General features: G+C 67.0%; 19 protein-coding genes. 7 read left to right on the top strand and 12 right to left on the bottom strand.

Features of this window, described 5'->3' with window-relative positions:
- Window positions 1-139 precede the first annotated feature (139 nt).
- The gene (locus L6D75_RS25560) at window positions 140-1,885 is read right to left on the bottom strand and encodes a methyl-accepting chemotaxis protein (RefSeq protein WP_373876250.1); all 1,746 of its coding nucleotides are present in this window, start codon (window positions 1,883-1,885) and stop codon (window positions 140-142) included.
- Window positions 1,886-2,251: 366 nt separating this feature from the next.
- Window positions 2,252-3,631 carry a GGDEF domain-containing response regulator gene (locus L6D75_RS25555; RefSeq protein WP_176517236.1) on the bottom strand — a complete coding sequence of 460 codons (1,380 nt, stop codon included), beginning with the start codon at window positions 3,629-3,631 and terminating at the stop codon, window positions 2,252-2,254.
- Between the two features lie 246 nt (window positions 3,632-3,877).
- On the opposite strand from L6D75_RS25555, the gene L6D75_RS25550 reads away from it, so the two are divergent.
- The 5 genes from L6D75_RS25550 (at window position 3,878) to L6D75_RS25530 (ending at window position 8,779) form a co-directional block, all read left to right on the top strand.
- Window positions 3,878-4,945 carry a DUF2333 family protein gene (locus L6D75_RS25550; RefSeq protein WP_176517237.1) on the top strand — a complete coding sequence of 356 codons (1,068 nt, stop codon included), beginning with the start codon at window positions 3,878-3,880 and terminating at the stop codon, window positions 4,943-4,945.
- A gap of 2 nt (window positions 4,946-4,947) precedes the next feature.
- Complete coding sequence (locus L6D75_RS25545) at window positions 4,948-5,481, top strand: NUDIX hydrolase (protein WP_176517238.1); 534 nt, start codon at window positions 4,948-4,950, stop codon at window positions 5,479-5,481.
- A 255-nt stretch (window positions 5,482-5,736) separates the two neighbouring features.
- Entirely contained in the window at window positions 5,737-6,108 is a 372-nt protein-coding gene (locus tag L6D75_RS25540) for a translation initiation factor Sui1 (RefSeq protein WP_176517239.1), read from the top strand.
- Between the two features lie 152 nt (window positions 6,109-6,260).
- The gene (gene speA / locus L6D75_RS25535) at window positions 6,261-8,174 is read left to right on the top strand and encodes an arginine decarboxylase (RefSeq protein ID WP_176517240.1); all 1,914 of its coding nucleotides are present in this window, start codon (window positions 6,261-6,263) and stop codon (window positions 8,172-8,174) included.
- Window positions 8,175-8,323: 149 nt separating this feature from the next.
- Complete coding sequence (locus L6D75_RS25530) at window positions 8,324-8,779, top strand: REP-associated tyrosine transposase (RefSeq protein WP_176518216.1); 456 nt, start codon at window positions 8,324-8,326, stop codon at window positions 8,777-8,779.
- Between the two features lie 68 nt (window positions 8,780-8,847).
- Here the strand turns inward: L6D75_RS25530 and L6D75_RS25525 are convergent, their stop codons facing one another.
- On the bottom strand, window positions 8,848-10,185 hold the full coding sequence (locus tag L6D75_RS25525) for an MATE family efflux transporter (protein WP_176518185.1): 1,338 nt from the start codon (window positions 10,183-10,185) through the stop codon (window positions 8,848-8,850).
- Between the two features lie 96 nt (window positions 10,186-10,281).
- On the opposite strand from L6D75_RS25525, the gene L6D75_RS25520 reads away from it, so the two are divergent.
- Window positions 10,282-15,183 (top strand): alpha-2-macroglobulin family protein, encoded by a 4,902-nt coding sequence (locus L6D75_RS25520; RefSeq protein WP_236193904.1) that lies wholly within the window; start codon window positions 10,282-10,284, stop codon window positions 15,181-15,183.
- Between the two features lie 72 nt (window positions 15,184-15,255).
- Here the strand turns inward: L6D75_RS25520 and L6D75_RS25515 are convergent, their stop codons facing one another.
- On the bottom strand, window positions 15,256-15,549 hold the full coding sequence (locus L6D75_RS25515) for a hypothetical protein (RefSeq protein WP_176518066.1): 294 nt from the start codon (window positions 15,547-15,549) through the stop codon (window positions 15,256-15,258).
- Between the two features lie 77 nt (window positions 15,550-15,626).
- Between L6D75_RS25515 and pbpC the strand changes: the two genes are divergently transcribed.
- Entirely contained in the window at window positions 15,627-17,981 is a 2,355-nt protein-coding gene (gene pbpC / locus L6D75_RS25510; protein ID WP_176518067.1) for a peptidoglycan glycosyltransferase PbpC, read from the top strand.
- Window positions 17,982-18,035: 54 nt separating this feature from the next.
- Here the strand turns inward: pbpC and L6D75_RS25505 are convergent, their stop codons facing one another.
- The 8 genes from L6D75_RS25505 to L6D75_RS25470 all read right to left on the bottom strand — a co-directional run bounded on the left by L6D75_RS25505 (window position 18,036) and on the right by L6D75_RS25470 (window position 24,072).
- On the bottom strand, window positions 18,036-18,818 hold the full coding sequence (locus tag L6D75_RS25505; RefSeq protein WP_371871999.1) for a response regulator transcription factor: 783 nt from the start codon (window positions 18,816-18,818) through the stop codon (window positions 18,036-18,038).
- 113 nt (window positions 18,819-18,931) lie between these two features.
- Window positions 18,932-19,402 carry an A24 family peptidase gene (locus L6D75_RS25500; protein WP_176518069.1) on the bottom strand — a complete coding sequence of 157 codons (471 nt, stop codon included), beginning with the start codon at window positions 19,400-19,402 and terminating at the stop codon, window positions 18,932-18,934.
- A 90-nt stretch (window positions 19,403-19,492) separates the two neighbouring features.
- The gene (locus L6D75_RS25495) at window positions 19,493-20,062 is read right to left on the bottom strand and encodes a DUF4136 domain-containing protein (protein ID WP_176518070.1); all 570 of its coding nucleotides are present in this window, start codon (window positions 20,060-20,062) and stop codon (window positions 19,493-19,495) included.
- A 19-nt stretch (window positions 20,063-20,081) separates the two neighbouring features.
- Entirely contained in the window at window positions 20,082-20,723 is a 642-nt protein-coding gene (locus L6D75_RS25490; protein WP_176518071.1) for a DUF4136 domain-containing protein, read from the bottom strand.
- Between the two features lie 21 nt (window positions 20,724-20,744).
- Window positions 20,745-21,494, bottom strand: a complete 750-nt coding sequence (locus tag L6D75_RS25485) for a methyltransferase (RefSeq protein ID WP_176518072.1) — start codon at window positions 21,492-21,494, stop codon at window positions 20,745-20,747.
- Complete coding sequence (locus tag L6D75_RS25480; RefSeq protein WP_176518073.1) at window positions 21,491-21,796, bottom strand: MazG-like family protein; 306 nt, start codon at window positions 21,794-21,796, stop codon at window positions 21,491-21,493. The genes L6D75_RS25485 and L6D75_RS25480 overlap by 4 nt, the downstream gene beginning before the upstream one ends.
- A 66-nt stretch (window positions 21,797-21,862) precedes the next feature.
- Window positions 21,863-22,717 (bottom strand): MaoC family dehydratase, encoded by an 855-nt coding sequence (locus L6D75_RS25475; RefSeq protein WP_176518074.1) that lies wholly within the window; start codon window positions 22,715-22,717, stop codon window positions 21,863-21,865.
- A 2-nt stretch (window positions 22,718-22,719) separates the two neighbouring features.
- A complete protein-coding gene (locus L6D75_RS25470) occupies window positions 22,720-24,072 on the bottom strand; it encodes a 3-oxoacyl-ACP reductase (protein ID WP_236193902.1) in 1,353 nt (450 codons plus the stop codon).
- Window positions 24,073-24,161 lie beyond the last annotated feature (89 nt).

Raw genomic sequence — 24,161 nt, 5'->3', positions numbered from 1 at the left:
ATCGGCGCTTTGGTGAAGGGGTGGGGCGAGGTCTCCCACGGTCTGTACTGCGGCTAACAGTCAGAATCGGCTTTGTCGTCCCACCACCCCTTCGAGTATCACCATACAAGCCGGCTTGCCGGCGATAGGGCCGCAACGCTCAGACCCTGAACGCCCGAACAGCGCGGTTCAACTCGCCCCCCAGGCTCAACAGCTGCTCGCCCTGCTCACGCCCTTCGCCAATACGCTGCAGGTTATCCTCGCCCAGCTCATGAATGCGCTCGCTGTGGTCGCGTATCTCGCTCACCGCGCCGCTCTGCTGCGCCGTGACATCGGCAATGCGCACCGCCGTATCGGCAATGGTGCGGATCGCGCTGACGATTTCATCCAGCGCACCATCGGCCGCCTGGGCCTGGTTGGCGGTGGCCTCGGCGTGTTCGAGCTGCGCCCGCATGCCCGCCACCGACCCCCGCGCCGCCTGCTGCAGGCGGTCGATCAGCGCCTGGATCTCGCCCGTCGCCCCGGTGGTGCGTTGCGCCAGCGAGCGCACCTCGTCCGCGACCACGGCAAACCCCCGGCCCATCTCGCCGGCGCGGGCGGCTTCGATGGCGGCGTTCAAGGCCAGCAGGTTGGTCTGCTCGGCAATCGAACGGATCACCGTCAGCACTCCGCCGATGGTCGCCGATTCCTCGGCCAGTTGTTCGATCATGCGGGCATTGCCCTGCACCTCGTCGACCAGCGCGCGCAGGCCCGACAGGCTCTGGCCGATCACCGCCTGGCCCTGTTCCACGGCGCGGCCGGCGTCGCGGCTGGCATCGGCGGCGGAGCTGGCATCGCCGGCCACTTGCTGGATGGTCGCTTCCAGTTCGCCCAGGGCGTCGCGAATCTGCCCGGTGTCGCCGGCCTGGCGTTCGGCGCCGTCGTGCAGGGCGGCGCTCATGCCGGCCAGGGCATGGCTGCTGCCGGCGACCTGCTCGGCGTTGTGGCGGATGGTGCCGACCAGCTCCACCAGGTAGTGGCGCAGGCGGTTGAGCGACTCCTGGATGTCGTGCAGCTCGCGGTTGGTACGGCCCAGGTCGATGGCCTCGGCGAAGTCGCCTTCGGCCCAGCGTGACAGCGCCGGGGCCAGGCTGGTCAGGGTGCGCGCCAGGCGCCGCTGCAAGGTATCGACGAGCAGCGCGATCAGCAGGATCAAACCGATCATCAGCCCCTGCATCAGGCGCACTTCGCTGGCGATCTTGGCGTGCTGGCCGCGCACTTCCGGCTCCAGGCCGGCAATCGCCTGTTGCACGGCATCCAGGCGTTCATGGGTGCTGGCGGCCAGGGCGCTGCGCCGCTCGATCTGCTCGCGGGTGCGCTGCAGTTCGGCCGGGTAGCGGTTGAGCAGGCTCTGCAGGTCGCGCTTGAGGGCTACCGCGACATCTTCCTGCTCGGTACTGGTTTGGGTTTCCAGGCCCATCATGGCGGCGAAGTCGTCGGCACCGGATTCGGCGGCGCGGGTCACGCCCAGCAGCGGCAGGCCATCGATGACCTGGGCCTGGCTGCGGATCAGCTGCAGCTCGCGATCCACTTCATCGGCAAGCTCCGCGCGGCCGCTGCTGACCAGCTTGTCACGGGCCAGCGACAGGCGCCCCAGGTGCAGGCTGGCATCGAACAGCGGCAGCAGGTAGCGGCTGGCCTCGGCGCTGTTGCTGCCGCGGGCGTAGCTGGCCAGCTGTTCGAAGTTGGCGCCCAGCTCGCGCTCGGCCTGCAGCAGCAGGGCCTGGGGGTCGCCGGCGAGCTTGCCTGCAGCCAGCAGTTCGTTGGCGCTGAAGGTGTTCAGCGAGCCGAGGCTGGGCCGCAGTTGGCTGGCCAGTTCGTCCGGCAGTTCGGCCAGCGCCGCCTGCAACTGCTGGTTGGCCTCCATGGCCGCCGCGTGGCGCACGGCATCGCCGCTGCCCAGGTAAGCCTCGATATTGCGGGCGGTGTGGTTCTGGAACTGCTGCGACAGGCTCAGGTAGCGCTCCATCAATTGATAGGGGCGCTCCAGGGCACGCTGCGACCACCACAGGGTCGCGCCCAGGGCGATACACACGGTCACCAGCAACAGGGTGTTGAAATTGGTCAGCCACTTCAGGCGCATAGCCGCGAACTTCCTGCGGGGGAGTGGAGGTAGGTGCCTGAAGTTATTGCGGTTTTATGACGTGGTGATGACGACAGCGGCTTGGCGCCATAAAAAAGTGGCACAGTGCCGCTATCGCTGTGGTGGCTTTGCGGGCCGGTGGCAGGCTCGCTACGGCTCGACGCGCACCACGCAGTTGCGCCCCGCATGCTTGGCCCGGTAAAGGGCTTCGTCGGCGGCACTGGCCATGGTCAGGGCATCGAGTTCTTCATCGAGCTGCACCACGCCGGCACTGAAGGTGCATTGCAGGTCGTGGGGCTGGGCGGGGTAGAGAATCTCGGCGAAGCGCCGGCGGATCTCGTCCAGCACCTTGTGCGCCGCTTCCAGCGCGGTGTTGGGCATGACGATGGCGAATTCCTCGCCGCCGTAGCGGCCGATGAAGTCGGTCTTGCGCAGGCGTTGCTTGAGAAACAGCGCCAGGCTCTTGATCACCCGGTCCCCCATGGGGTGGCCATGGCGGTCGTTGATCTTCTTGAAATGGTCGATGTCGAGCATGGCGAAGCTCAGCGGCTGGCTTTCGCGGCGGGCGCGGAAGCTGCAGTCTTCGAGCAGTTGCAGGATGTGCGTGTGGTTGTACAGCCCGGTGAGGCTGTCGCGCACCATCCGCGACTTCAGGTGCCGCGCGCGCGCGGCGCGGTTGCGCACGGTGGTGATCAGGTGGCGCGAGCGAATCGGCTTGGTCAGGAAGTCATCGCCGCCTTCGCTCATGGCATCGAGCTGTTTGTCCAGGTCGTCCTCGGCAGACAGGTAGATGATCGGCACGCTGACGTAGCGGTCGTTGTGGCGGATCACCTTGGCAAGCTCGGGGCCTGAGCAGGTGGGCATGTACAGGTCGAGGATGATCAGGTCGGGCTGGAAGTCGGCAAGCTCGGCCATGGCGCGGATCGGGTCGCTCAAGCTGCGCGTGGTCATGCCGGCGTAGCCCAGCACCCGTTCGGTATGCAGGGCCTGGGTGCGCGAGTCGTCGATGATCAGCACGCGCAGCGGGTCGGACTGGGCGGTGCTGGTCATGATCTCGAGTTTTTCCAGCAGGCCCGAGGCCTCCAGGGTGCCGGTGAGAAACGCCTGGCCGCCGGCGCGCACGGCCGCCAGGCGCGTGGGCGTATCGGTTTCGTGGAGGCTGAAGAACAGCAGCGGGATGGGCTTGTCCAGGCCTTGCTGCACCTGCGCGGCCAGGGCCAGGCCACGCTCGGGCCCGCCGAAGTCGACATCCATGACCATGGCCGCCGGCATCTGCTCGGCCAGGGCGGCCATCAATGCCTCGGCATCGAACAGTGGCCGCGCGCTCAGGCCGAAGAACTCGAGCTGCTGCGCCAGGCGCTGGGCGGGCTCGGGGTCTTGCAACAACAGGTAGACCGGCTTGCGCGCAGGCGGCAGCGCCAGCTGGTCGAGTTGGTCACCTTTGCGCAGGCTGGTGCGCGAAAGGCGTTGCAGCAAGTGATCGAGCTCCTGCTCTAGGCGCTCGGGGCTCGGCTCCGCGGCGTGGGTCATGTCCTGGCTACTTATTGGAGGGATGTGCAGGTGCGATGATGGCTCTATGCTAGCACCAGTTTGCAAACGCGCGAGTGCGTTGGGTCAACAAAGCCTTGAAGCGCATTATTCAGTTCATGACTCATTGGTCGCTTATGCGTAAGGCGGTGTCTGCTTTATAGTGCAGCGACACGGGCTTGTCGTGGCACCCTGGCGCAAGCCTGTGGTCCAAGCCCTGAACCGTCGTGACTGATTAAGGACAAAGCCATGCTGGATTGGAAAAACCGTGAGGCCAAAGCCGAGCCCCGCGAGCGTGTCGACGGCCGCGGCGCTGCCGCCCGCAGCTACCTTGGGGGGCTCTGGAGCCGTGCCCTGGGGACGCTGATCGGCCTGTACCTGCTGGTCTGCATCGGCCTGGGCTGGTACTGGAGCGAAGAGCCGGACCTGTTCCCGGTGCAGCAGAACGCCCAGGCGGCGGCCGAGCGCAATGGCCAGCAGATGGTGATTGGCTACACCACCGTGGAAACCCTCAAGACCGTGGCCGGCACCCTGCTGAACAAGCCCGGTGGCTATATTTCCAACGACCGCTTCCCGCCAGGGCTGTGGATGGACAACATGCCGAGCTGGGAATACGGCGTGCTGGTGCAGGTGCGTGACCTGTCCCGTGCCTTGCGCAAGGACTTCGCCCGCTCGCAGTCGCAGTCCACCGAGGACGCCGACCTGGCCAAGGCCGAGCCGCGCTTCAACTTCGACAACAAGAGCTGGATCCTGCCTTCGAGCGAGTCTGAGTTCGAAGAGGGGATCAAGTCGCTGACGCGCTACCAGACCCGCCTGGCCGCAGGCGACAAGGGCGCGATCTTCTACACCCGCGCCGACAACCTGAACAACTGGCTGGGCGATGTCGCCACCCGCCTGGGTTCGCTGTCCCAGCGCCTGTCGGCCAGCGTTGGCCGGGTCAAGCTCAACAACACCCTGAAGACCGAATCGGTGGTCGCCGGCCAAGCGCCGCAGGTGGACGAGGAGCTGGTGGAAACCCCGTGGCTGCAGATCGACAACGTGTTCTACGAGGCCCGTGGCCAGGCGTGGGCGCTGTCGCACCTGCTGCGTGCCATCGAGGTGGACTTCGCCGACGTGCTGGCCAAGAAGAACGCCACGGTCAGCGTGCGCCAGATCATCCGTGAGCTGGAGGCCTCGCAAGAGCCGCTGTGGAGCCCGATGGTGCTCAACGGCAGTGGCTTCGGCATGTGGGCCAACCACTCGCTGGTCATGGCCAACTACATCTCCCGGGCCAACGCTGCGGTCATCGACCTGCGCCAGCTGCTGTCGCAGGGTTGAGCATGGCCATCAGCCCCAACGAGGCCGCCCACCGGGCGGCTTCCGACCGAGAACTGGTCGCCTGGGTGGACGAAACCGACCAGGTGCTGGGGGCGTTGCCCAGGGCCGAACTGCGCGAGCGTGGCCTGATCGGCCGCTGCACGTTCATTTTGCTGTTCAACAGCGCCGGCGAGCTGTGCGTGCACCGGCGTACCTTGAGCAAGGCACTCTACCCCGGCTACTGGGACGTGGCCGCAGGCGGCATGGTGGCGGCGGGCGAGGCCTACGCGGCCTCGGCCGCCCGCGAGCTGGCCGAGGAGCTGGGCATCGCCGGGGTGCCGCTGACGTTCCACGAGCGCTTCTATTTCGACCAGCCGGGCAACCACCTGTGGTGCGCGGTGTATTCGGCGGTGTCGGATGCGCCGCTGCGGTTGCAGCCCGAAGAGGTGATCGAGGCCAGGTTCGTGGCGATCGAGCAGGCGGAGGCGGAAAGCCTGGTCAAGCCCTATTGCCCCGACTCGCTGGCGGCATTGCAGCGCTACAAGGCCAGCCTTTGAGCGCTGCCTTGGCGGGCCGCTGTGATCGCCGGCAAGCCAGCGCCGGCAAAGGCCCCCAGGGTTTTTGCCCAAGGGTCGCAAATCATTCGCAAAATGGCGCATTCCAGTACTTAGCAACGGCGTGATTTATCGTTAAACTGCGCGCCCTTTTCGGGCTGCCGCAAGTCTTGCAGCAGTAGCGCCGCCCCTGCCAGAGTGGGGCTTCGCGGTCGGCTCCCGTCGACCAGTTTTTGTCCTCAGCACCGAGGAACAAAAGTGTCCAAGAAAGCTTCTTCCTTCGCCGCCCTTGGCGGTCTCGTGTACTCCACCGATGCCGGTCGGCACTGCCCCGACTGTGGCCAACCGGTGGACGCCTGCACCTGCAAGCAGCAGCTCATCCCCGAAGGCGATGGCATTGCCCGTGTGCGCCGTGAAAGCAAAGGCCGTGGCGGTAAGACCGTGACCACCGTCACCGGCGTGCCGCTGCCGCTCGACCAGCTCAAGGAGCTGGCCACCACCCTCAAGCGCCGTTGCGGTACCGGCGGCGCGCTGAAGGATGGGGTCATCGAAATCCAGGGCGACCATGTCGAGCTGCTGATTGGTGAGCTGACCAAACAAGGCTTCAAGGCAAAAAAATCAGGCGGCTGATGGCTGCCCGCGATTTTTTGCCCCGCGCTTTCTAAACTCGTTGCCGTGGCCAGGGTCTACCCCTGGGCACGGACGAATCGTCATTTTCAGCTTTTACACTGCGCCCGCCTCCTTGCGGGGCAGTGTCTTGGACTTTTCTATAGGGGACTTGAATGTCCGTACGACGCACACGCAAAGACGATGGTAGCCAATGGACCGTGGCCGACAGCCGCAGTGTTTATGGCATCCGCCATTGGGGCGCTGGTTATTTCGCCATCAATGAAGCCGGGCGCGTCGAAGTGCGCCCCAACGGCCCAGGCAGCGCGCCGATCGACCTGTACGAGCAGGTCGACGAGCTGCGCCAGAGCGGCCTGTCGCTGCCATTGCTGGTGCGCTTCCCCGATATCCTGCAGGACCGCGTGCGCCAGCTGACCGGCGCCTTCGATGCCAACATCGCGCGCCTTGAATACCAGAGCCAGTACACCGCGCTGTACCCGATCAAGGTCAACCAGCAGGAAGCGGTGGTGGAGAACATCATCGCCACGCAGAACGTCTCCATCGGCCTGGAGGCCGGCTCCAAGCCCGAGCTGCTGGCGGTGCTGGCGCTGGCGCCCAAGGGCGGCACCATCGTCTGCAACGGCTACAAGGACCGCGAGTTCATCCGCCTGGCGCTGATGGGCCAGAAGCTCGGCCACAACGTGTTCATCGTCATCGAGAAAGAGTCCGAAGTGGCCCTGGTGATCGAAGAAGCTGCCGACCTCAAGGTCAAGCCGCAGGTCGGCCTGCGCGTGCGCCTGTCGTCGCTGGCGTCGAGCAAGTGGGCCGACACCGGGGGCGAGAAGTCCAAGTTCGGCCTCTCGGCCGCCCAGCTGATCTCGGTGGTGCAGCGCTTCCGCGATGCCGGCCTGGACCAGGGCATCCGCCTGCTGCACTTCCATATGGGCTCGCAGATCGCCAACCTGGCCGACTACCAGCACGGCTTCAAGGAAGCCATCCGCTACTACGGCGAGCTGCGTGCGCTGGGCCTGCCGGTCGACCATATCGACGTGGGCGGTGGCCTGGGCGTGGATTACGACGGCACCCACTCGCGCAACGCCAGCTCGATCAACTACGACATGGACGACTACGCCGGCGTGGTGGTGGGCATGCTCAAGGAGTTCTGCGACGCGCAGGGCCTGCCGCACCCGCACATCTTCTCCGAGAGCGGCCGCTCGCTGACCGCGCACCACGCCATGCTGGTGATCCAGGTGACCGACGTCGAAAGCCACAACGACGAAGTGCCGCTGATCGAGAACAAGCAAAGCCTGCCGGAAACCGTGCAGTGGCTGGTCGACCTGCTTGGCCCGACCGACATCGAGATGGTCACCGAAACCTACTGGCGCGCCACCCACTACATGGGCGACGTGGCTGCGCAGTACGCCGATGGCAAGCTCAGCCTGGCCGAAAAGGCCCTGGCCGAGCAGTGCTACTTCGCCGTCTGCCGTCGCCTGCACAACTCGCTGAAAGCCCGCCAGCGCTCGCACCGCCAGGTGCTGGACGAGCTCAACGACAAGCTGGCCGACAAGTACATCTGCAACTTCTCGGTGTTCCAGAGCCTGCCCGACACCTGGGCCATCGGCCAGGTGCTGCCGATCATCCCGCTGCACCGCCTGGACGAAGAGCCGATGCGCCGCGCCGTGCTGCAGGACCTGACCTGCGACTCCGACGGCAAGATCAACCAGTACGTCGACGAGCAGAGCATCGAGACCAGCATGCCGGTGCATGCGGTCAACGAAGGCGAGGACTACCTGCTGGGCGTGTTCCTGGTCGGCGCCTACCAGGAGATCCTCGGCGACATGCACAACCTGTTCGGTGACACCGATTCGGTGAACATCTACCAGAACGCCGATGGCAGCGTGTACCACGCCGGTATCGAGACCCACGACACCATCGAGGACATGCTGCGCTACGTGCACCTGTCGCCGGAGGAGTTGATGACCCACTACCGCGACAAGGTGGCCAGCGCCAAGATCAGCGCCCGCGAGCGCACCCAGTTCCTCGACGCCTTGCGCCTGGGCCTGACCCGCTCCTCGTACCTCTCGTCGTAATACCCAAGGCCGCTCCTGCCCCCCTGTAGGAGCGGCCTTGTGTCGCGAAATGAGGGCGAAGCCCTCACCGCCCACATCCTGAAACAACCCAACCCCGCCCCCAATCTCCCGCCATCTACCTTTGAACACATTGCTCAAAGGAACTCGACATGGACAGTCAAGGCAATCATCGCCTGCGTCAGGGCCGCTACTCCGAGCCTGGCCGGCTCTACCTGCTCACCACCGGTACCCGAAATCGCACCCCACTGTTCAAGCACTTGCCATATGCCAGAGCTGTTATTCAGCAGCTACGCCTAAGCGACCATCAGGGCAATTGCCGATCATTGGCCTGGGTACTGATGCCAGACCATCTGCATTGGTTGATCGAACTCGGGCCGGTGAGCCTGGGGAGTTTGATGTGTGCTTTCAAATCGCGAAGCAGTTGTGCGCTCTACCGAGCCGGTGCCGAGCGGCAGCATATCTGGCAGCCAGGTTTTCATGACCGGGCACTGCGCAAGGAGGAGGATGTTAGAGCGGCTGCGCGGTACATCATCGCCAATCCTGTACGAGCAGGGTTGGTGCCGCGTGCTGGTGAGTATCCGCATTGGGATTGTGTGTGGTTGTGAGGCAGCAGGTGAGGGCTGCGCCCTCATTTCGCGACACAAGGCCGCTCCTACAGGCGCATGCAGTTACATCAATGGAGCCACAGATCTCTTTTGAGCAACCGCCAGCCAACCCACCCCAAGGTCAGCGCCCGCAACGCCATGAAGGCAAGAAACGCCAGCCACAACCCATGGTTGCCGAACCCTCTCATGGCCCAGGCCAGCGGCAGTGCGACCAGCACCGACAGCAGCATCGCATTGCGCATCTCCCGCGCCCGCGTCGCGCCGATGAACAGCCCGTCGAGCAAGTAGCTCCACACTGCAATCAAGGGCAGCACCGCCAGGTAGGGCAGGTAGGGGTACGCCGCTGCCCGCACGCTGGCGATGTCGGTCTGCAGGTCGATGAACAGGTGCCCGCCCAGCAGGAACAACCCGGCAAACCCAAGGCTGGTGATCAACGACCAGCCACAGGCCACCACCAGTGATCGGCGCAGGGTGTCGCCATCGCGTGCACCAATGGCATGCCCGCACAGCGCTTCCACGGCATGCGCCAGGCCATCCAGGGCATAGGCAGTGAGCAGCAGGCCGTTGAGCAGCAGCGCGTTGGCCGCCACCGTGGCCTCGCCCAGGCGGGCGCCCTGCACGGTAATCAGCAGGAACACCAGCTGCAGCGCCAGGCTGCGCAGGAAGATATCGCGGTTGACTGCCAGCAACGGCCGCCAGGCCTGCCAGCGCTTGAGCGCGGCCCAGGCGACCTGCCCGGGGTAGGCGCGCAGGGCGGGGCGGGTCAGGGCCAGGCCGAGCAGTGCGGCGCTCCACTCGGCAATCACCGAGGCCCGCGCCGAGCCCAGCACGCCCCAGTCCAGGCCCAGCACGAACCACAGGTTGAGGGCGATGTTCAGCAGGTTGGTGGTCAGCAGGATCGCCAGCGGTGCGCGTGCATTCTGGGTGCCGAGGAACCAGCCCACCAGCGCATAGCTGGCCAACGCCGCCGGCAGGCCGAGCAGGCGGGTGTGGAAGAAGGTTTCGGTCGACTGCTGCAGCTCGGCGCTCGGTTGCATGGCCTGCAGCGCCAACTGGCTCAAGGGCAGGGCGAGCAGGCCGATCAGCAGGGCCAGGCCCACCGCCAGCAGCAGCCCTTGCACAAGCACCTGGCGCAGCGCCGCGCCATCGGCACGCCCTGCGGCCTGGGCGGCGAAGCCCGTGGAGCCCATGCGCAGAAACCCCATCAAGCCGACCATGAAGGTAAACAGCGTGCCGCCCACGGCGACCGCACCGAGCTGATGGGCGTGGGGCAGGTGGCCGATGACCGTGCTGTCCACCAGCGCGACCATGGGCACGGAAATATTCGACAGGATCATCGGCGCGGCCAGGGCCCACACCTTGCGGTGGGTGAGAGAGTGACGCCAGTCGGCGGTCAGAGAGGCCATGCGAAGTCCTGGGTGTGCGGAGGCGGACGCTATTCTACCTAGCGTTGCGCTATAGTTGCTGCCCTCACGTACCCGCTGCCAAAGAGTTCCCACTCCATGTTCAACAAAGGATTGTTGCTGGCCTGCGCGCTGGCCTTGCTCAGTGCCTGTGACTCCTCGACGCCGGGCAAGCCCGCACCTGCCGAAAAACCCCAGGCGGCCGCGCCGGCCGAAGCCCCCGCTGCCCGGCGCGAAGACCCGGCCGTGCTCGCCAAGCGCTACGAAGGCCGCGAACTGAGCGTTCTGGATGCCTCGGAAGTGCAACTGGACGGCGCCAGCAGCCTGTCGGTGAGCTTCTCCGTGCCGCTGGACGCCAAGCAGGACTTGGCCAGCAAAGTGCACCTGGTCGACACCGTGAAGGGCAAGGTCGACGGCGCCTGGGAGCTCTCCGACAACCAGATGGAGCTGCGCCTGCGTCACCTGGAGCCACAGCGCAAGCTGGTGCTCACCGTCGACAAGGGCCTGCTGGCGGTCAATGGCCAGACGCTGGCCGCCGAATCGGTGACCCGCCTGGAAACCCGCGACATGCAGCCCACGGTCGGCTTCGCCAGCCGCGGCTCGCTGCTGCCCACGCGCCTGGCCGAAGGCCTGCCGGTGATCGCCCTGAACGTCGACAAGGTCGATGTCGAGTTCTTCCGGGTCAAGCCGGACAGGCTGTCGCAGTTCCTGGTCGGCTGGGGCCGCAACAGCAGCCTGTACTACTACCAGTCCAAGGAAACCCTGGACATGGCCGAGCTGGTGTACAGCGGCCGCTTCGACCTCAACCCGGCGCGCAACACCCGCGAGACCGTGCTGCTGCCCATCGCCGGCATCAAGCCACTGCAGGCACCAGGTGTGTACCTGGCGGTAATGCGCGCCTCGGGCACCTACGATTACTCGCAGCCCGCGACCCTGTTCACCCTCAGCGACATCGGCGTGTCCGCCCACCGCTACCGCGACCGCCTGGACGTGTTCGCCCAGGCCCTGGAAGGCGGCAAGGCACTGAGCGGCGTCAACCTTGAACTGCACGACGACAAGGGCAAGCTGCTGGCCCAGGCCAGCACCGATGGCGCAGGCCACGCGCAACTGCCGATCACTGCCAAGGCCGACACCCTGATCGCTACCCAGGGCGTGCACACCACGCTGCTGCGCCTGAACACCGCGGCCCTGGACCTGGCCGAATTCGACATCACCGGCCCCCAGGCCAACCCGCTGCAGTTCTTCATCTTCGGCCCGCGTGACCTGTACCGCCCCGGTGAAACCGTGCTGCTCAATGGCCTGCTGCGCGACCAGGACGGCAAGCCGGTCAAGGCCCAGCCGGTCAGCGTGGAAGTGCGCCGCCCCGACGAGCAAGTCAGCCGCAAGTTCGTCTGGGAGGCCGATGGCAACGGCCTGTACCAGTACCAACTGCAACTGGCGACGGAAGCCCCGACCGGCCGCTGGCAGCTGTTGCTCGACCTCGGTGGTGGGCGCAAGCAGGTGTACGAATTCCTCGTCGAAGACTTCCTGCCCGAGCGCCTGGCGCTGGAGCTCAAGGGCAGCAGCACGCCGCTTGCGCCGGAAGATGACGCGCGCATCCAGGTCAATGGCCGCTACCTGTATGGCGCCCCGGCCGCGGGCAATCGCCTGAGTGGCCAGGCCTACCTGCGGCCACTGCGCGAAGCGGTGCCGGCGCTGCCCGGCTACCAGTTCGGCTCGGTCACCGAGGCCGACCTCAACCAGGACATGGAACTCGATGAAGTCACCCTCGACCAGGCCGGCAAGGCCGTGGTCGATATCGAAAGCCGTTGGGCCGAGGCCCGCTCGCCGCTGCAACTGACGGTGCAGGCCAGCTTGCAGGAGTCCGGCGGCCGCCCGATTACCCGTCGCCTGGAGCAACCGATCTGGCCTGCCGAGCGCCTGCCCGGGCTGCGCGGCCTGTTCGAGGGCGAGGAAACCGACAGCGACGGCCCGGTGCAATTCGAATTCCTGGTGGCCGACCGTGACGGCCACAAGCTCGCTGCCGAAGGGCTCAAGGTGCGGCTGATCCGCGAGCGCCGCGACTACTACTGGAACTACTCGCAAAGCGACGGCTGGAGCTACGCCTACAACGAGAAATTCCTCACCCAGGATGAACAGACCCTCGACGTCGAGGCGGGCTCCACCGCCAAGCTCAACTTCCAGGTGGAGTGGGGGCCGTACCGCGTCGAGGTGGAAGACCCGCAGACTGGCCTGGTTTCCAGCGAACGCTTCTGGGCCGGCTACCGCGCCCAGGACAACGCCGAAGGCGGTGCGGTGCGCCCCGACCAGGTGAAGCTGGCGCTGGACCAGCCGGCCTATGCCGACGGCGCCACGGCCAAGGTGACCGTGACCCCGCCCGCCGCCGGTAGCGGCTACCTGATGGTGGAGTCCAGCGATGGCCCGCTGTGGTGGCAGGAAATCGAGGTACCGGCCGAAGGCAAGACCTTCGAGGTCCAGCTCGACAAGAACTGGGCGCGCCACGACCTGTACCTCAGCGCCCTGGTGATTCGCCCGGGCGAGCGCAAGGCCAACGCCACGCCCAAACGCGCGGTCGGCGTCCTCCACCTGCCGCTGGCCCGCGCCGAGCGCAAGCTGGCGCTGAGCCTGCAGGCGCCCGAGAAGATGCGGCCCAAGCAACCCCTGACGGTGCGCTTCAAGGCTGCCAACGCCGACGGCGGCATTCCCAAGCAGGTGCATGTGCTGTTGTCCGCGGTCGACGTGGGCATCCTCAACATCACCGACTTCAAGACCCCCGACCCATTCGCCAGCCTGTTCGGCCGCAAGGCCTACGGCGCCGACCAGCTGGACATCTACGGCCAGCTCATCGAAGCCGGCCAGGGCCGCCTGGCCAGCCTGGCGTTCGGCGGCGACGCGGCGATGGCCAAAGGCGGCAAGCGCCCGAACACCACGGTGACCATCGTCGCCCAGCAGAGCCTACCAGTGACCCTGGACGACAAGGGCGAAGGCCAGGCGACGGTGAATATCCCCGACTTCAATGGCGAACTGCGGCTGATGGCCCAGGCCTGGACCGAGGAACACTTCGGCATGGCCGAAGGCAAGACCGTGGTGGCCGCGCCGCTGATTGCCGAACTCTCGGCGCCGCGCTTCCTCGCCGGTGGCGACCAGACCCGGCTGGCGCTGGACCTGGCCAACCTCTCCGGCCAGGCCCAGCAGCTGACCGTGCAGGTCAGCACCGAAGGCCCGTTGAGCCTGACGGCGAGCGCCCAGCAAAGCGTCAGCCTGGCCGAGGGCCAGCGCAGCACACTGATGATTCCGGTGCAGGCCCAGGGCGGCCTGGGGCAGGGCAAGGTGCAGGTGCAGGTCAATGGCCTGCAGTTGCCGGGTGAGCCGGCCACGGCCTTCACCCGCGAATGGACCCTGGGCATCCGCCCGGCCTACCCGGCGATGCTCAAGCACTACCGGGTAGCGCTCAAGGATCAGCCGTGGACCCTGCCGGACGCCGACCTGGCGGCCTTCGAGCCTGCTGGCCTGGAAGCCAGCCTGGCCCTGTCGAGCCGCCCGCCGCTGAACCTGGCCGAGCAGATCCGCGCCCTCGAAGCCTACCCCTACGGCTGCCTCGAGCAGACCACCAGCGGCCTCTACCCATCGCTCTACGCCGATGCCGAAAGCCTCAAGCGCCTGGGCATCAAGGGCGAGCCGGCAGACGTGCGCAAGCGCAAGATCGAGATGGGCATCGAGCACCTGCTGGGCATGCAGCGCTACAACGGCAGCTTCGGCCTGTGGAGTGCCGACAGCGAGGAGGAGTACTGGCTGACCGCCTATGTCACCGACTTCCTCCTGCGCGCCCGTGACCAGGGCTATGGCGTGCCGGCCGAAGCGCTGAAAAAGGCCAACGAACGCCTGTTGCGCTACCTGCAGGAGCGCAACCTGATCGAGGTGGACTACAGCGAAAACGCCGAGCACACCCGTTTTGCCGTGCAGGCCTACGCCGCACTGGTGCTGGCGCGCAACCAGCAGGCGCCGCTGGGCGCCCTGCGCAGCCTGTTCGAACGGCGTGCCGATGCGCGCTCGGGCCTGCCGTTGGTGCAGCTGGCCGTGGCGCTGGACAAGATGGGCGACAAGCCGCGCGCGCAGCAAGCGCTGCAAGCCGGCCTTGGCATCAGCCGCAGCAAGGGCTGGATGGCCGACTACGGCAGCAGCCTGCGCGACCAGGCGCTGATCCTGGCGCTGTTGCAGGAGAGCAGCCTGGCCGCTGACCAGGTCGACCAGCGCCTGTTTGCCCTGTCCGATGAGTTGGCGGCCAACCGCTGGCTGTCGACCCAGGAGCGCAATGCCCTGTACCTGGCAGGCCGTGGCCTGCTGGGCAAGCCGGAAGGCCAGTGGCGCGCGCGCCTGGACAGTGCCGGTGAGGTGCGTGAGTTCAGCAACGACGACGCCGGCATGAAGCTCGAAGGCCCGCTGCTGGCATCGCCCTTGAGCGTGCAGAACGAAGGCAGCGCCACGCTCTACCAGCAGCTCACGCTCTCCGGCTACCCGCGCCAGGCACCTGCTGCAGGCGGCAATGGCATGGAGATTCGCCGCGAATACCTGGGCATGAATGGCCAGCCGCTGGACCTGCACAACCTGCGCAGTGGCGACCTGGTGCTGGTGCACCTGGCATTGAAAGCCCAGGAACGGGTACCGGATGCATTGGTGGTAGACCTGTTGCCGGCGGGCCTGGAGCTGGAGAACCAGAACCTGGCGCAGAGCGCCGCCAGCCTGGACAACGCCAGCAGTGCGGTGAAAGAGTGGCGGGAGTCGATGCAGAACGCCAGCGTGGTGCATCAGGAGTACCGCGATGACCGCTACGTGGCGGCGCTCAAGCTCGATGGCTATGGCACCACCCACCTGCTGTACCTGGCGCGGGCGGTGACCCCGGGCACCTACCGCGTGCCGCCGGCGCAGGTGGAGTCGATGTACCGGCCGAACCTGCAGGCGGTGGGCGAAGGGCAGGGCGAGATGACGGTCAAGGCGCGGTAGTGCTGGCCCCATCGCCGGCAAGCCGGCTCCCACAGGCCCGTGGGAGCCGGCTTGCCGGCGATGGGTTCAAGGTCAGTGAATCACCCAGCTCATCACCCACAACCCCAGCACCAGCCAGATGATCCCGAGAATGATCGAGGCGCGCATGAAGGCGCGGATTGCCGAGTACAGCAGCATCAGGCCAACGATCAGGGCGAGGATGCTGACCAGCGAAGTGTCCATGCCCAGGGTGCGTGCCAGGCCATCGATGAAGTTGCCGCCGGCATTGGCCAGCAGGTTGAACAGGCCGCTCAGCGCATCGACGACAAAGCGGATCAACGCCCCCAGCGCCTGGCCAAGCCACTCGAAAAAACCTTCTACATGCATAGTTGCTTCCTGATGAACGATTCGGCGAGTTGCCGCTTTCAAGCCTTTGGCCTTTACCTGGCCAGGTCGGTTCCCCGATGCCTAGCTTAGCTCGACCGCGCACCCGTGCGGGCCGCTTGCTGCGCGCCAGTGCCATCGCCATCGCGCTGCTGTGCGGCCTGTTGTGGCTGGCCGACCGCCTGTGGCCGCTGCCCATGCCGGCAGACGACCTGGCGCGGGTGGTGCTGGCCGAGGACGGCACGCCCTTGTGGCGCTTTGCCGATGCCGACGGGGTATGGCGCTATCCGGTCAGCCCGGAACAGGTGTCGCCCTACTACCTGCAGGCGCTGCTCACCTACGAGGACCGCTGGTTCTACCACCACCCGGGAGTCAACCCGCTGGCGCTGGTGCGGGCGGCGTGGCTGAACCTGCGCGGCGGGCGCGTGGTGTCGGGCGGCAGCACGCTGTCGATGCAGGTGGCACGCCTGCTCGACCCACACGACCGCACCCTGGCCGGGAAACTGCGGCAACTGTGGCGCACGGCGCAGCTGGAATGGCACCTGTCCAAGCGCGAGATCCTGCAGCTCTACCTCAACCGCGCGCCGTTCGGCGGCACCTTGCAGGGCGTGGCAGCGGCCAGTTGGGCGTACCTTGGCAAGTCGCCGCAGCACCTCACCGCTGCCGAAGCGGCGCTGCTGGCGGTGCTGCCCCAGGCGCCGAGCCGCTTGCGCCCGGACCGCCACCCGGCGCGTGCCCAGCGCGCCCGGGACAAGGTGCTGCAGCGCCTGGCCGAGTATCAGGTCTGGCCCGCCCAGCAGATCAGCGAAGCGCGCGAAGAGCCGCTGTTGCTGGCGCCACGTCAGGAGCCTGCGCTGGCGCCGCTGCTGGCACGACGCCTGAACACCCCCGGCAGCCCGCCGCTGATCCGCACCACCCTGGACGCCGCCCTGCAGCGGCGCCTGGAAGACCTGCTGCTGGGCTGGCGTGCGCGCCTGCCGGAACGCACCTCGGCGGCGATCCTGGTGGTGGATGCGCAAAGCATGGCGACGCGCGCCTACCTGGGCTCGATCGACCTCGCCGACGAGCGCCGTTTCGGCCATGTCGACATGGTTCGCTCGCTGCGCTCACCGGGTTCGACCCTCAAGCCGTTTCTCTACGGCATGGCCCTGGACGACGGCCTGATCCATTCCGAGTCGCTGCTGCAGGATGTGCCGCGCCGCTACGGCGACTACCGCCCCGGCAACTTCTCCATGGGCTTCAGTGGCCCGGTATCGGCCAGCTCGGCGCTGGCGCTGTCGCTCAACCTGCCGGCGGTGCAGTTGCTCGAAGCCTACGGGCCCAAGCGCTTCGCCGCGCAACTGCGCATGGCCGGCATGCCCTTGGCGCTGCCGCCGCTGGCCGAGCCCAACCTGTCGCTGATTCTCGGCGGCGCCGGCAGCCGCCTGGAAGAGCTGGTCGGCGGCTATGCCGCGCTGGCCCGGGCCGGCAACAGTGCCAAGGTGCGCCTGCAGCCCCAGGACCCGCTGCTGGAGCGGCGCCTGTTGTCGCCGGGGGCGGCGTGGATCATCCGGCGCATCCTCAGCGGCCAGGCGCGGCCGGACCGCGACCCGCATGCCGAGCTGGTGCAGCGCCCGCAGCTGGCCTGGAAGACCGGCACCAGCTACGGCTTTCGCGATGCCTGGTCGATTGGCGTCGGCCCGCGCTACCTGATCGGCGTGTGGATCGGCCGGCCCGATGGCACCCCGGTGCCGGGGCAGTTCGGCCTGGCGTCGGCGGCGCCGTTGATGCTGCAGGTGCATGACTTGCTGAGCAACCGCGACAGTCAGCGTGGCATCAGCGTGCCGGCCGAGCGGGTGCCCGACAGTGTGGGCGTGGCCGCGATCTGCTGGCCGCTGGGGCAGCCGCTGGCGCGCCTGGACCCCAACTGCCGCCGCCAGCGCTTTGCCTGGACCCTCGACGGCACCACGCCACCGACCCTGCAGGCGGCCGACCAGCCGCTCGGGCTGGGCTTGCGCGAGCCGGTATGGGTCAATGCCCAGGGGTTGCGGGTGGATGGCAGTTGCGCGGGCGCCGTGCAGCGCGACATTGCCCTGTGGCCGGCGCCGCTGGAGCCCTGGTTGCCGCGTGCCGAGCAGCGGGCGGCGCGGCTGCCGGCGATCGACCCGAGCTGCCCGCCACAGGTGCCGGCCAGTGCGCCGCCGCTGTCGATCGTTGGCGTGCGCCCCGGCGACAACCTGCGCCGCCCGGCCAGCAGCAGCGAGCCGTTGCAGCTGCAGGTGTCGGCCCTTGGCGGCGGTGGGCGGCGCTGGTGGTTCCTCAATGGCCAGCCGTTGGGCGAGACCGAGGGGCAGGCCAGCCTGCAGGTGCGCTTCGAGCGGGTGGGGCAGCATGAACTCAGTGCCCTGGACGAAACCGGCGCCACCGCGCGGGTCGCCTTCCAGGTCAACGAGTAGCGCGCAGGACGGCGTTCGAACTGCGAGCGCCGCGAACGATGCTGAGCCTGGGCGTCAGTGGGTGGTGAAGCGCAGGTGTACCGGCGAAGAGCTGGGGGTCAGCGCCAGCGCCAGCTGGGTGCGGTTGTGCATGTGGGTCAGGCGCAGCACCTGCGAGACGTACAGCTTGACGGTGTTCTCGGTGATGCCCAGCTCGCAGGCGATCTGGTAGTTGGTCTTGCCCTTGCTCACCAGGCGCGCCACTTCCAGCTGGCGTGGCGAGAGTTTCTCGAACGCTGCGGGCAGGTCGCCTTCGGCTTCCTCGACATCGGTGGAGCGCCGGTGCACGCCCTGGCCGCGGGCTTTCTCGAGGTCCTGGTAAAGCTCATCGATCGAGCCCGCCAGGTCCTGCAGGCGCTGGTTGAGGTTGCCCAGGTCGCGGAAGTTGGCCTTGCGCTCGAGCAGTATCTGCTCCTGGCGGCGCAAGCCTTCGAGCAGCTCGTCGAGGTCCATGGGCTTTTGGTAATAGTCCGCAAAGCCTTCGCGCAGGGCGCGAATCACGTCCTGCTTGTCGGCACGGCCGGTGAGCATGATCGCCTCGAACATGCGCTGGCGCCCGGCAACCTCCTTCAGCGCCCGGACCAGCTCGATACCATCGCGATCGGGCATGTGCAGGTCGCACAGCACCAGGCCGATGGCTTCGTCGGCCACATAGCGTTCGATGGCCTGGTCGGTGGAGAAGGCGGCCACGCAGGGGTGGCCATGGCTTTCGAGGAACTCGCACAACTGCTCGACGATCATTTCCTGGTCGTCGACTACCAGGACTTTCACCTCACTGACTGACTTGTTCACGATCAACTCCCTGTTCTTATACGGCCCAGCTCCCGGACCAGACGCTCTGGCAGCTTAAAAGTAGACGCTGCTGGCGATTCTGTACAAGGCATGTACAAGGTATCGGACCGCAGGAACGATTATTGGATCCACACTGCGGTCAGCAGAAAGCCGGTCAGCACATAGGGGACGAAGGCCTGTTTGTCGCCCATTTGCTCGGTCAGGGTCTGCAAGCGCTTCTTTACCTTAGGGTTGAGCAGGGTCCACAGACGCCTGCGGGTGAGCAGCCACAACAGCACGCTGACACCGGCGCCGATGAAGGTGCCCAGCACGTATTGCGGGCTGGTGGCCAAGGCCAGGGCGCCCATCAGCTTGACGTCGTCGGCGCCGAAGCGCCCGAGCATGTAGCCGGGCAGGGTCAGCAGCATGACGATGGCCAGGGCCCAGCCGGCGTCGCTGGCGTCGGCGCCGATCCAGCTGTGGCCGGTGACGAACAGCCAGGCCAGGGCGCAGGCGGCGACGCCCAGGGTGAGGAAATTGGCGATCTGGCGTTCGCGAATATCTTGTTCAGTGCACAAGGCAAGCCACATCAGGAGAACAATGCTTTGCATTGGCAGTCCTTATTCGTTGAACACTGCTACCCGTTCAGTCAGGTTTCCTAAACAGGGTAGACGCGATCTGACGAACGGGCTATGTGCTGGCTATTTCTTGCTTCCAGGGGGGTAATGGCTGAGCACTTCGGCCACGGTCTTCTGGATCGCGCTGTTGCGCTCTTCGGGGCTTGGCGGGTAGTTGTTCATGATCTGCTCGGCGCTGCCGCGCCACACCAGCTTGCCGTCGTGGCCATCGAACAGGTCGACCTGGATGGTCGCCACCTTGTAGTCGACGCTGCGGGTCTCGTTGTACATCGGGCCGCCCCAGTAGCCGTTCCAGTAGCCACCCCAGCCGCCGCCGTAGTTGGTGGTGATCTGTTGCTGGCGCTGCTCGACGATCAGGTAGGCGCGTACCTTGAGGTCGGCCGGGCGGTTGCCCTGGGCCGGGCGCAGGCCGCGCTGGTCGAGCTGTTCATCCACGGCCTGGCGGATGCGCTGCTCGGTCAGGTCGCTCTTGATGCGTGGGTCATCCGGGCGGTATTGCAGGCCCGGTTCCTGCCATGCCCAGCTGCGGTAGGCGGCAAAATCGCGGCTGGCGTCGAAATCCTGCTGAACGTTGTTGCTCGAGCAGGCCGCAAGCAGCAGCGCGAACGACAGTAGAACGAGGCGGCGCAACATGATGGTTCTCCGTTAACTGTTAACTGGGAGGATAGCCGTTGAGCGCCTTGTGCACCGATTCGCGCAGGGCGCTTTCGCGATCGCGCGGCGAGCTCTGGTCACTGCCGCTTTCGGCACTCGCGCTCCACACCGGCTCGCCATTGCGGGCATCGAACAGGTCGATGCGCACCACCATCACCTCCACTTCGTAGGTGCGCACGATCGGCACGCTGGCATAGCCGCCGTAGCCATTGCGGTAGCCACCGACACCGACACCGACTCCGCCGTAGGGGTAGGGGCCGTAGTAGGGGTCGTAGTAGTCATAGTCGCGCACCTGGCGCAGGCGCCGCTCCAGGCGCATGTCGGCACTTACCAGCAGGTCGCCGGCACTGCCCCGGGCCGGGCGCAGGCCGTGCTGGTCGAGGGCGCCGCTGACGGCGTCGGCCAGTTGCCCGGGGTCGGCATTGGCCGTGCCGGTAGGCAGCTGGCCGTTGCGCCAGCTCCAGCTGCGGTAATGCCCGTAGTCACGCGCCGGCGCCGGGTAGGCGCTGGCGTCGAAGGTGTTGGCCGCCTGGGCGGGGGCCGGTGGCAGCGGGCGGCTGCTGGCAACGTAGGGGTTGCTGGCCTGGCAGGCGGCCAGGGCCAACGGCAGCAGGGCCAGGCACAACGGACGGTACGGCATGTATTCCTCCCGGCGGGCGGGTCAGCGGGGGCGGCACATCCAGTGCAGGTAGCGGCCCAGCCCGGCAAAGCTTGGGTGACGGCGGTGGGCCAGTTCCATTTCCAGCAGGTCGAGCAACTCGGCCTTGTCCTGGAATTCCTTGGGCATGTAGTCGTGGAACACCCTCACGCCACTCTCGCTTTCGACTTGCCACAGACTTTCAAGTTGCGCCTTGAGCTCACGTGGATCAAGCGGTTTCTGCGGGGTCAGGCTCTGCTTTTCACCCTGCAGGCGGTTGCTGCGCAGTTTGCGGAAATGGCCCTTGAGCAGGTTGCGATAGACCAGCGCATCGCGGTTGTAGAAGGCCAGCGACAACCAGCCCCCGGGCACGGTGAGCTGGTGCAGCACTGGCAGGATGCTTTGCGGTTCGGCCAGCCATTCGAGCACGGCGTGGCACAGCACCAGGTCGTAGGGTTCGGTGAGCTGGCCGAGCAGGTCCTGCCAGGGCGCCTGGATGAACGTGGCGTGCTGGCCGGCTTCGGCAAAGCGCGCGCGGGCGCCTTCGAGCATCGGCGCGGCCGGTTCGGCCAGGGTCACGTGGTGGCCGCGCTCGGCCAGCCAGAGCGCCATGTGGCCAAGGCCGGCGCCGATATCGAGCACCCGCAGCGGGCGGTCGGGCAGGGTTTCGGCCAGGTCGGCCTGGAGCACGGCCAGGCGGATGGCGCCCTTGGCGCCGCCGTAGATCTTCTCGGCGAAGCGCGTGGCCAGCTCATCGAAATGACGGTCGTTCATCGGGCAAAACGCCTTTCGCTGTCGGCCAGCTTGGCGCGTACCACCTGCTCCAGGTCCAGGCCCAGTTCGCTGCACAGCAGCAACAGGTAGAGCACCACGTCACCGACCTCCTGGCCGGCGTGGGCCAACTGCTCGGGCGGCAGCTGGCGCGACTGGTCCTCGCTCAGCCACTGGAAGATTTCCACCAGCTCGGCCATTTCCACGCTGGCGGCCATGGCCAGGTTCTTCGGGCTGTGGAAGCCGCGCCAGTCGTTGTTGTCGCGGATTCGGTGCAGGCGTTCGGTGAGTTCTTGCAGGTTCATCGGGGGTCTCCTAATGCTGCATAGCTTCATGGGAGGCCCGATGCAAAGCAAGCGGATTCGGGGCGCTTAGCGTGGCGCCCAACGCCCGAGCATGTGCAGCAGCTCGCCATGCCCATCCACGCGCAGCTCGCCCGCAGGCCCCGGCGCGCTGGCACTGAGCACCACCTCCGAAGGCAGGCGCACCGGCTTGTGGAAATCCACCTCGAAGCTGTAGCCGCTGCTGGCGGGCATATGGGTACGCAGCGCCGCCAGGGCCATGGCCTTGCTCCACATGCCGTGGGCGATCGCCCTGGGGAAGCCGAACAGCCGCGCGCTGGCGGCGCTCAGGTGGATCGGGTTGTAGTCGCCACACACCTTGGCATAGCGCCGGCCGATGTCGCTGTCGCAGTACCAGCGGGTGGCTTCCGGCAGTGCGTCGGGTTCGCTGGCCTCGCTGGCATCAGGCTGGCCATCGAGGTGCAGGCCGCGCACCAGCATGCGGCTGGTCTCGCGCCAGAGCACGCCGAGGGCGTCCTCGGCTTCGGTGACCAGGTCGAAGGTGCCGCCCTTGGCATGTGCCTGCAGGTTGTCGGCGTAGACTGCGAAGCGCAGCCCGTCGATGCCGCCCAGCGGGCGCACCACCTCGATGCGGTTGTGCAGGTGGACCAGGCCGAGCAGCGGGAACGGGAAGTCGTGGGCCGTGAGCAGCTGCAGCTGCAGGGTGAAGGCCATCACGTGCGGGTAGGTGCCCGGCAACCGGCCGTCGTCGATGAAGTGACAGAGCCGGCGGTAGGCCGCCAGGTTGCCGGGGTCTACGCGGATGAAGCAGCGCAGGCCGGTGGCCGGCAGCGTGGTGCCGCTGATCTTGCGCTTGCTGGCAGCCCGCAGGTACAGGCTGGCGCGGGCGTCGGGGCTGTGCAGGTCGTGCCATTGCCGGTTCATGTTCACGCCCCCATCAGTGCCTGGCCGCACACCCGCAGCACCTGCCCGCTGACCGCACCGGAGCCCGGCTGGCTGAGCCAGGCGATGGCTTCGGCGACATCCTGCGGGCGCCCGCCCTGGCCCAGCGAACTCAAGCGCCGACCGGCCTCGCGCAGGCCCATGGGCATGGCGGCGGTCATGTGCGTTTCGATGAAGCCCGGGGCGACGGCGTTGATGCTGCCACCGCGCTCGGCGAGTGTCGGCGCCCAAGCCTGGGCGAAGCCGATCAGCCCGGCCTTGCTCGCCGCGTAGTTGGACTGGCCGCGGTTGCCGGCAATGCCGCTGACCGAGGCCAGCAGGGTGATGCGTGCATCCGCGCCCAGCGCGCCGCCGTCGAACAGCGCCTTGGTCAGTACCTGCGGGGCCTTGAGGTTGACCGCCAGCACCGCGTCCCAGTATTCCGGGGTCATGTTGGCCAGGGTCTTGTCGCGGGTGATACCGGCGTTGTGCACGACGATGTCGATGCCCTCGGGCAGGGCCTGGAGCAATTGCGCGGCGGCGTCGCCGGCACAGATGTCCAGGGCCAGGGCCTTGCCGCCCAGGCGCGCGGCCAGGGCGTCGAGGTCCTGTTGCGCCTGGGGAACGTCCAGCAGCAAGACCTGCGCACCGTCGCGGGCCAGGGTTTCGGCGATGGCGGCGCCGATGCCCCGCGCAGCGCCGGTGACCAGGGCGCGCCGGCCGGCCAGCGGCCGGGTCCAGTCTTCGACCTGCCGATTGCACGGTTCAAGGCGCAGCACCTGGCCGGAAATGAACGCGCTCTTGGGCGACAGGAAGAAGCGCAAGGCGCCTTCGAGCTGGTTTTCGGCGCCTGCGGCAACGTACAGCAACTGCGCCGTGGCGCCGTTGCGCAGCTCCTTGGCCAGTGATCGGCTGAACCCCTCCAGGGCACGTTGGGCAACGCTGGCCAGCGGGTCGTCGAGCTGTTCTGGCGCTCGCCCGAGGATCACCACATGGGCGCAGGCGGCGAGGCTGCGCAGCAGCGGCTGGAAGAATTCGCGCAACTGCTTGAGCTGATCGCTGTCGGACAGATGGCTGGCATCGAACACCACGGCCTTGAGTTTCGGCCCCAAGCCCGCGACCCAGGCAGGGGCCTGCAGGCCTTCGCCGTTGAAGCTGTAGCATTCGTCGGTCAGGCGCGGGGCGATGGCCTCGACGGCGCTGGCCAGAGGGCCGCCGCCCAGCACCAGGGCGCCCTCCACCGGGCGCAGGCGGCCGGCCTGCCAACGTTCCAGTGGCGCCGGGCGTGGCAGCCCGAGGGCATCGACCAGGCGCCGGCCGAGGTTGGAGTTGGCAAAGCCGAGATAGCGATCGCTCATGTGCGGGTCTCCCTGAAGGCAAGCTTGCAAGTGTGGACCAACTTTGTGGCAAGGTCGTTCGAATGCGGTAAAAACACCTAGGCTGTACG

The organism is Pseudomonas faucium (assembly GCF_021602585.1).
Lineage (GTDB): Bacteria > Pseudomonadota > Gammaproteobacteria > Pseudomonadales > Pseudomonadaceae > Aquipseudomonas > Aquipseudomonas faucium.
The sequence above is the reverse complement of the archived record's forward strand: the minus strand, read 5'-3'. Positions and strand labels throughout refer to the sequence as shown.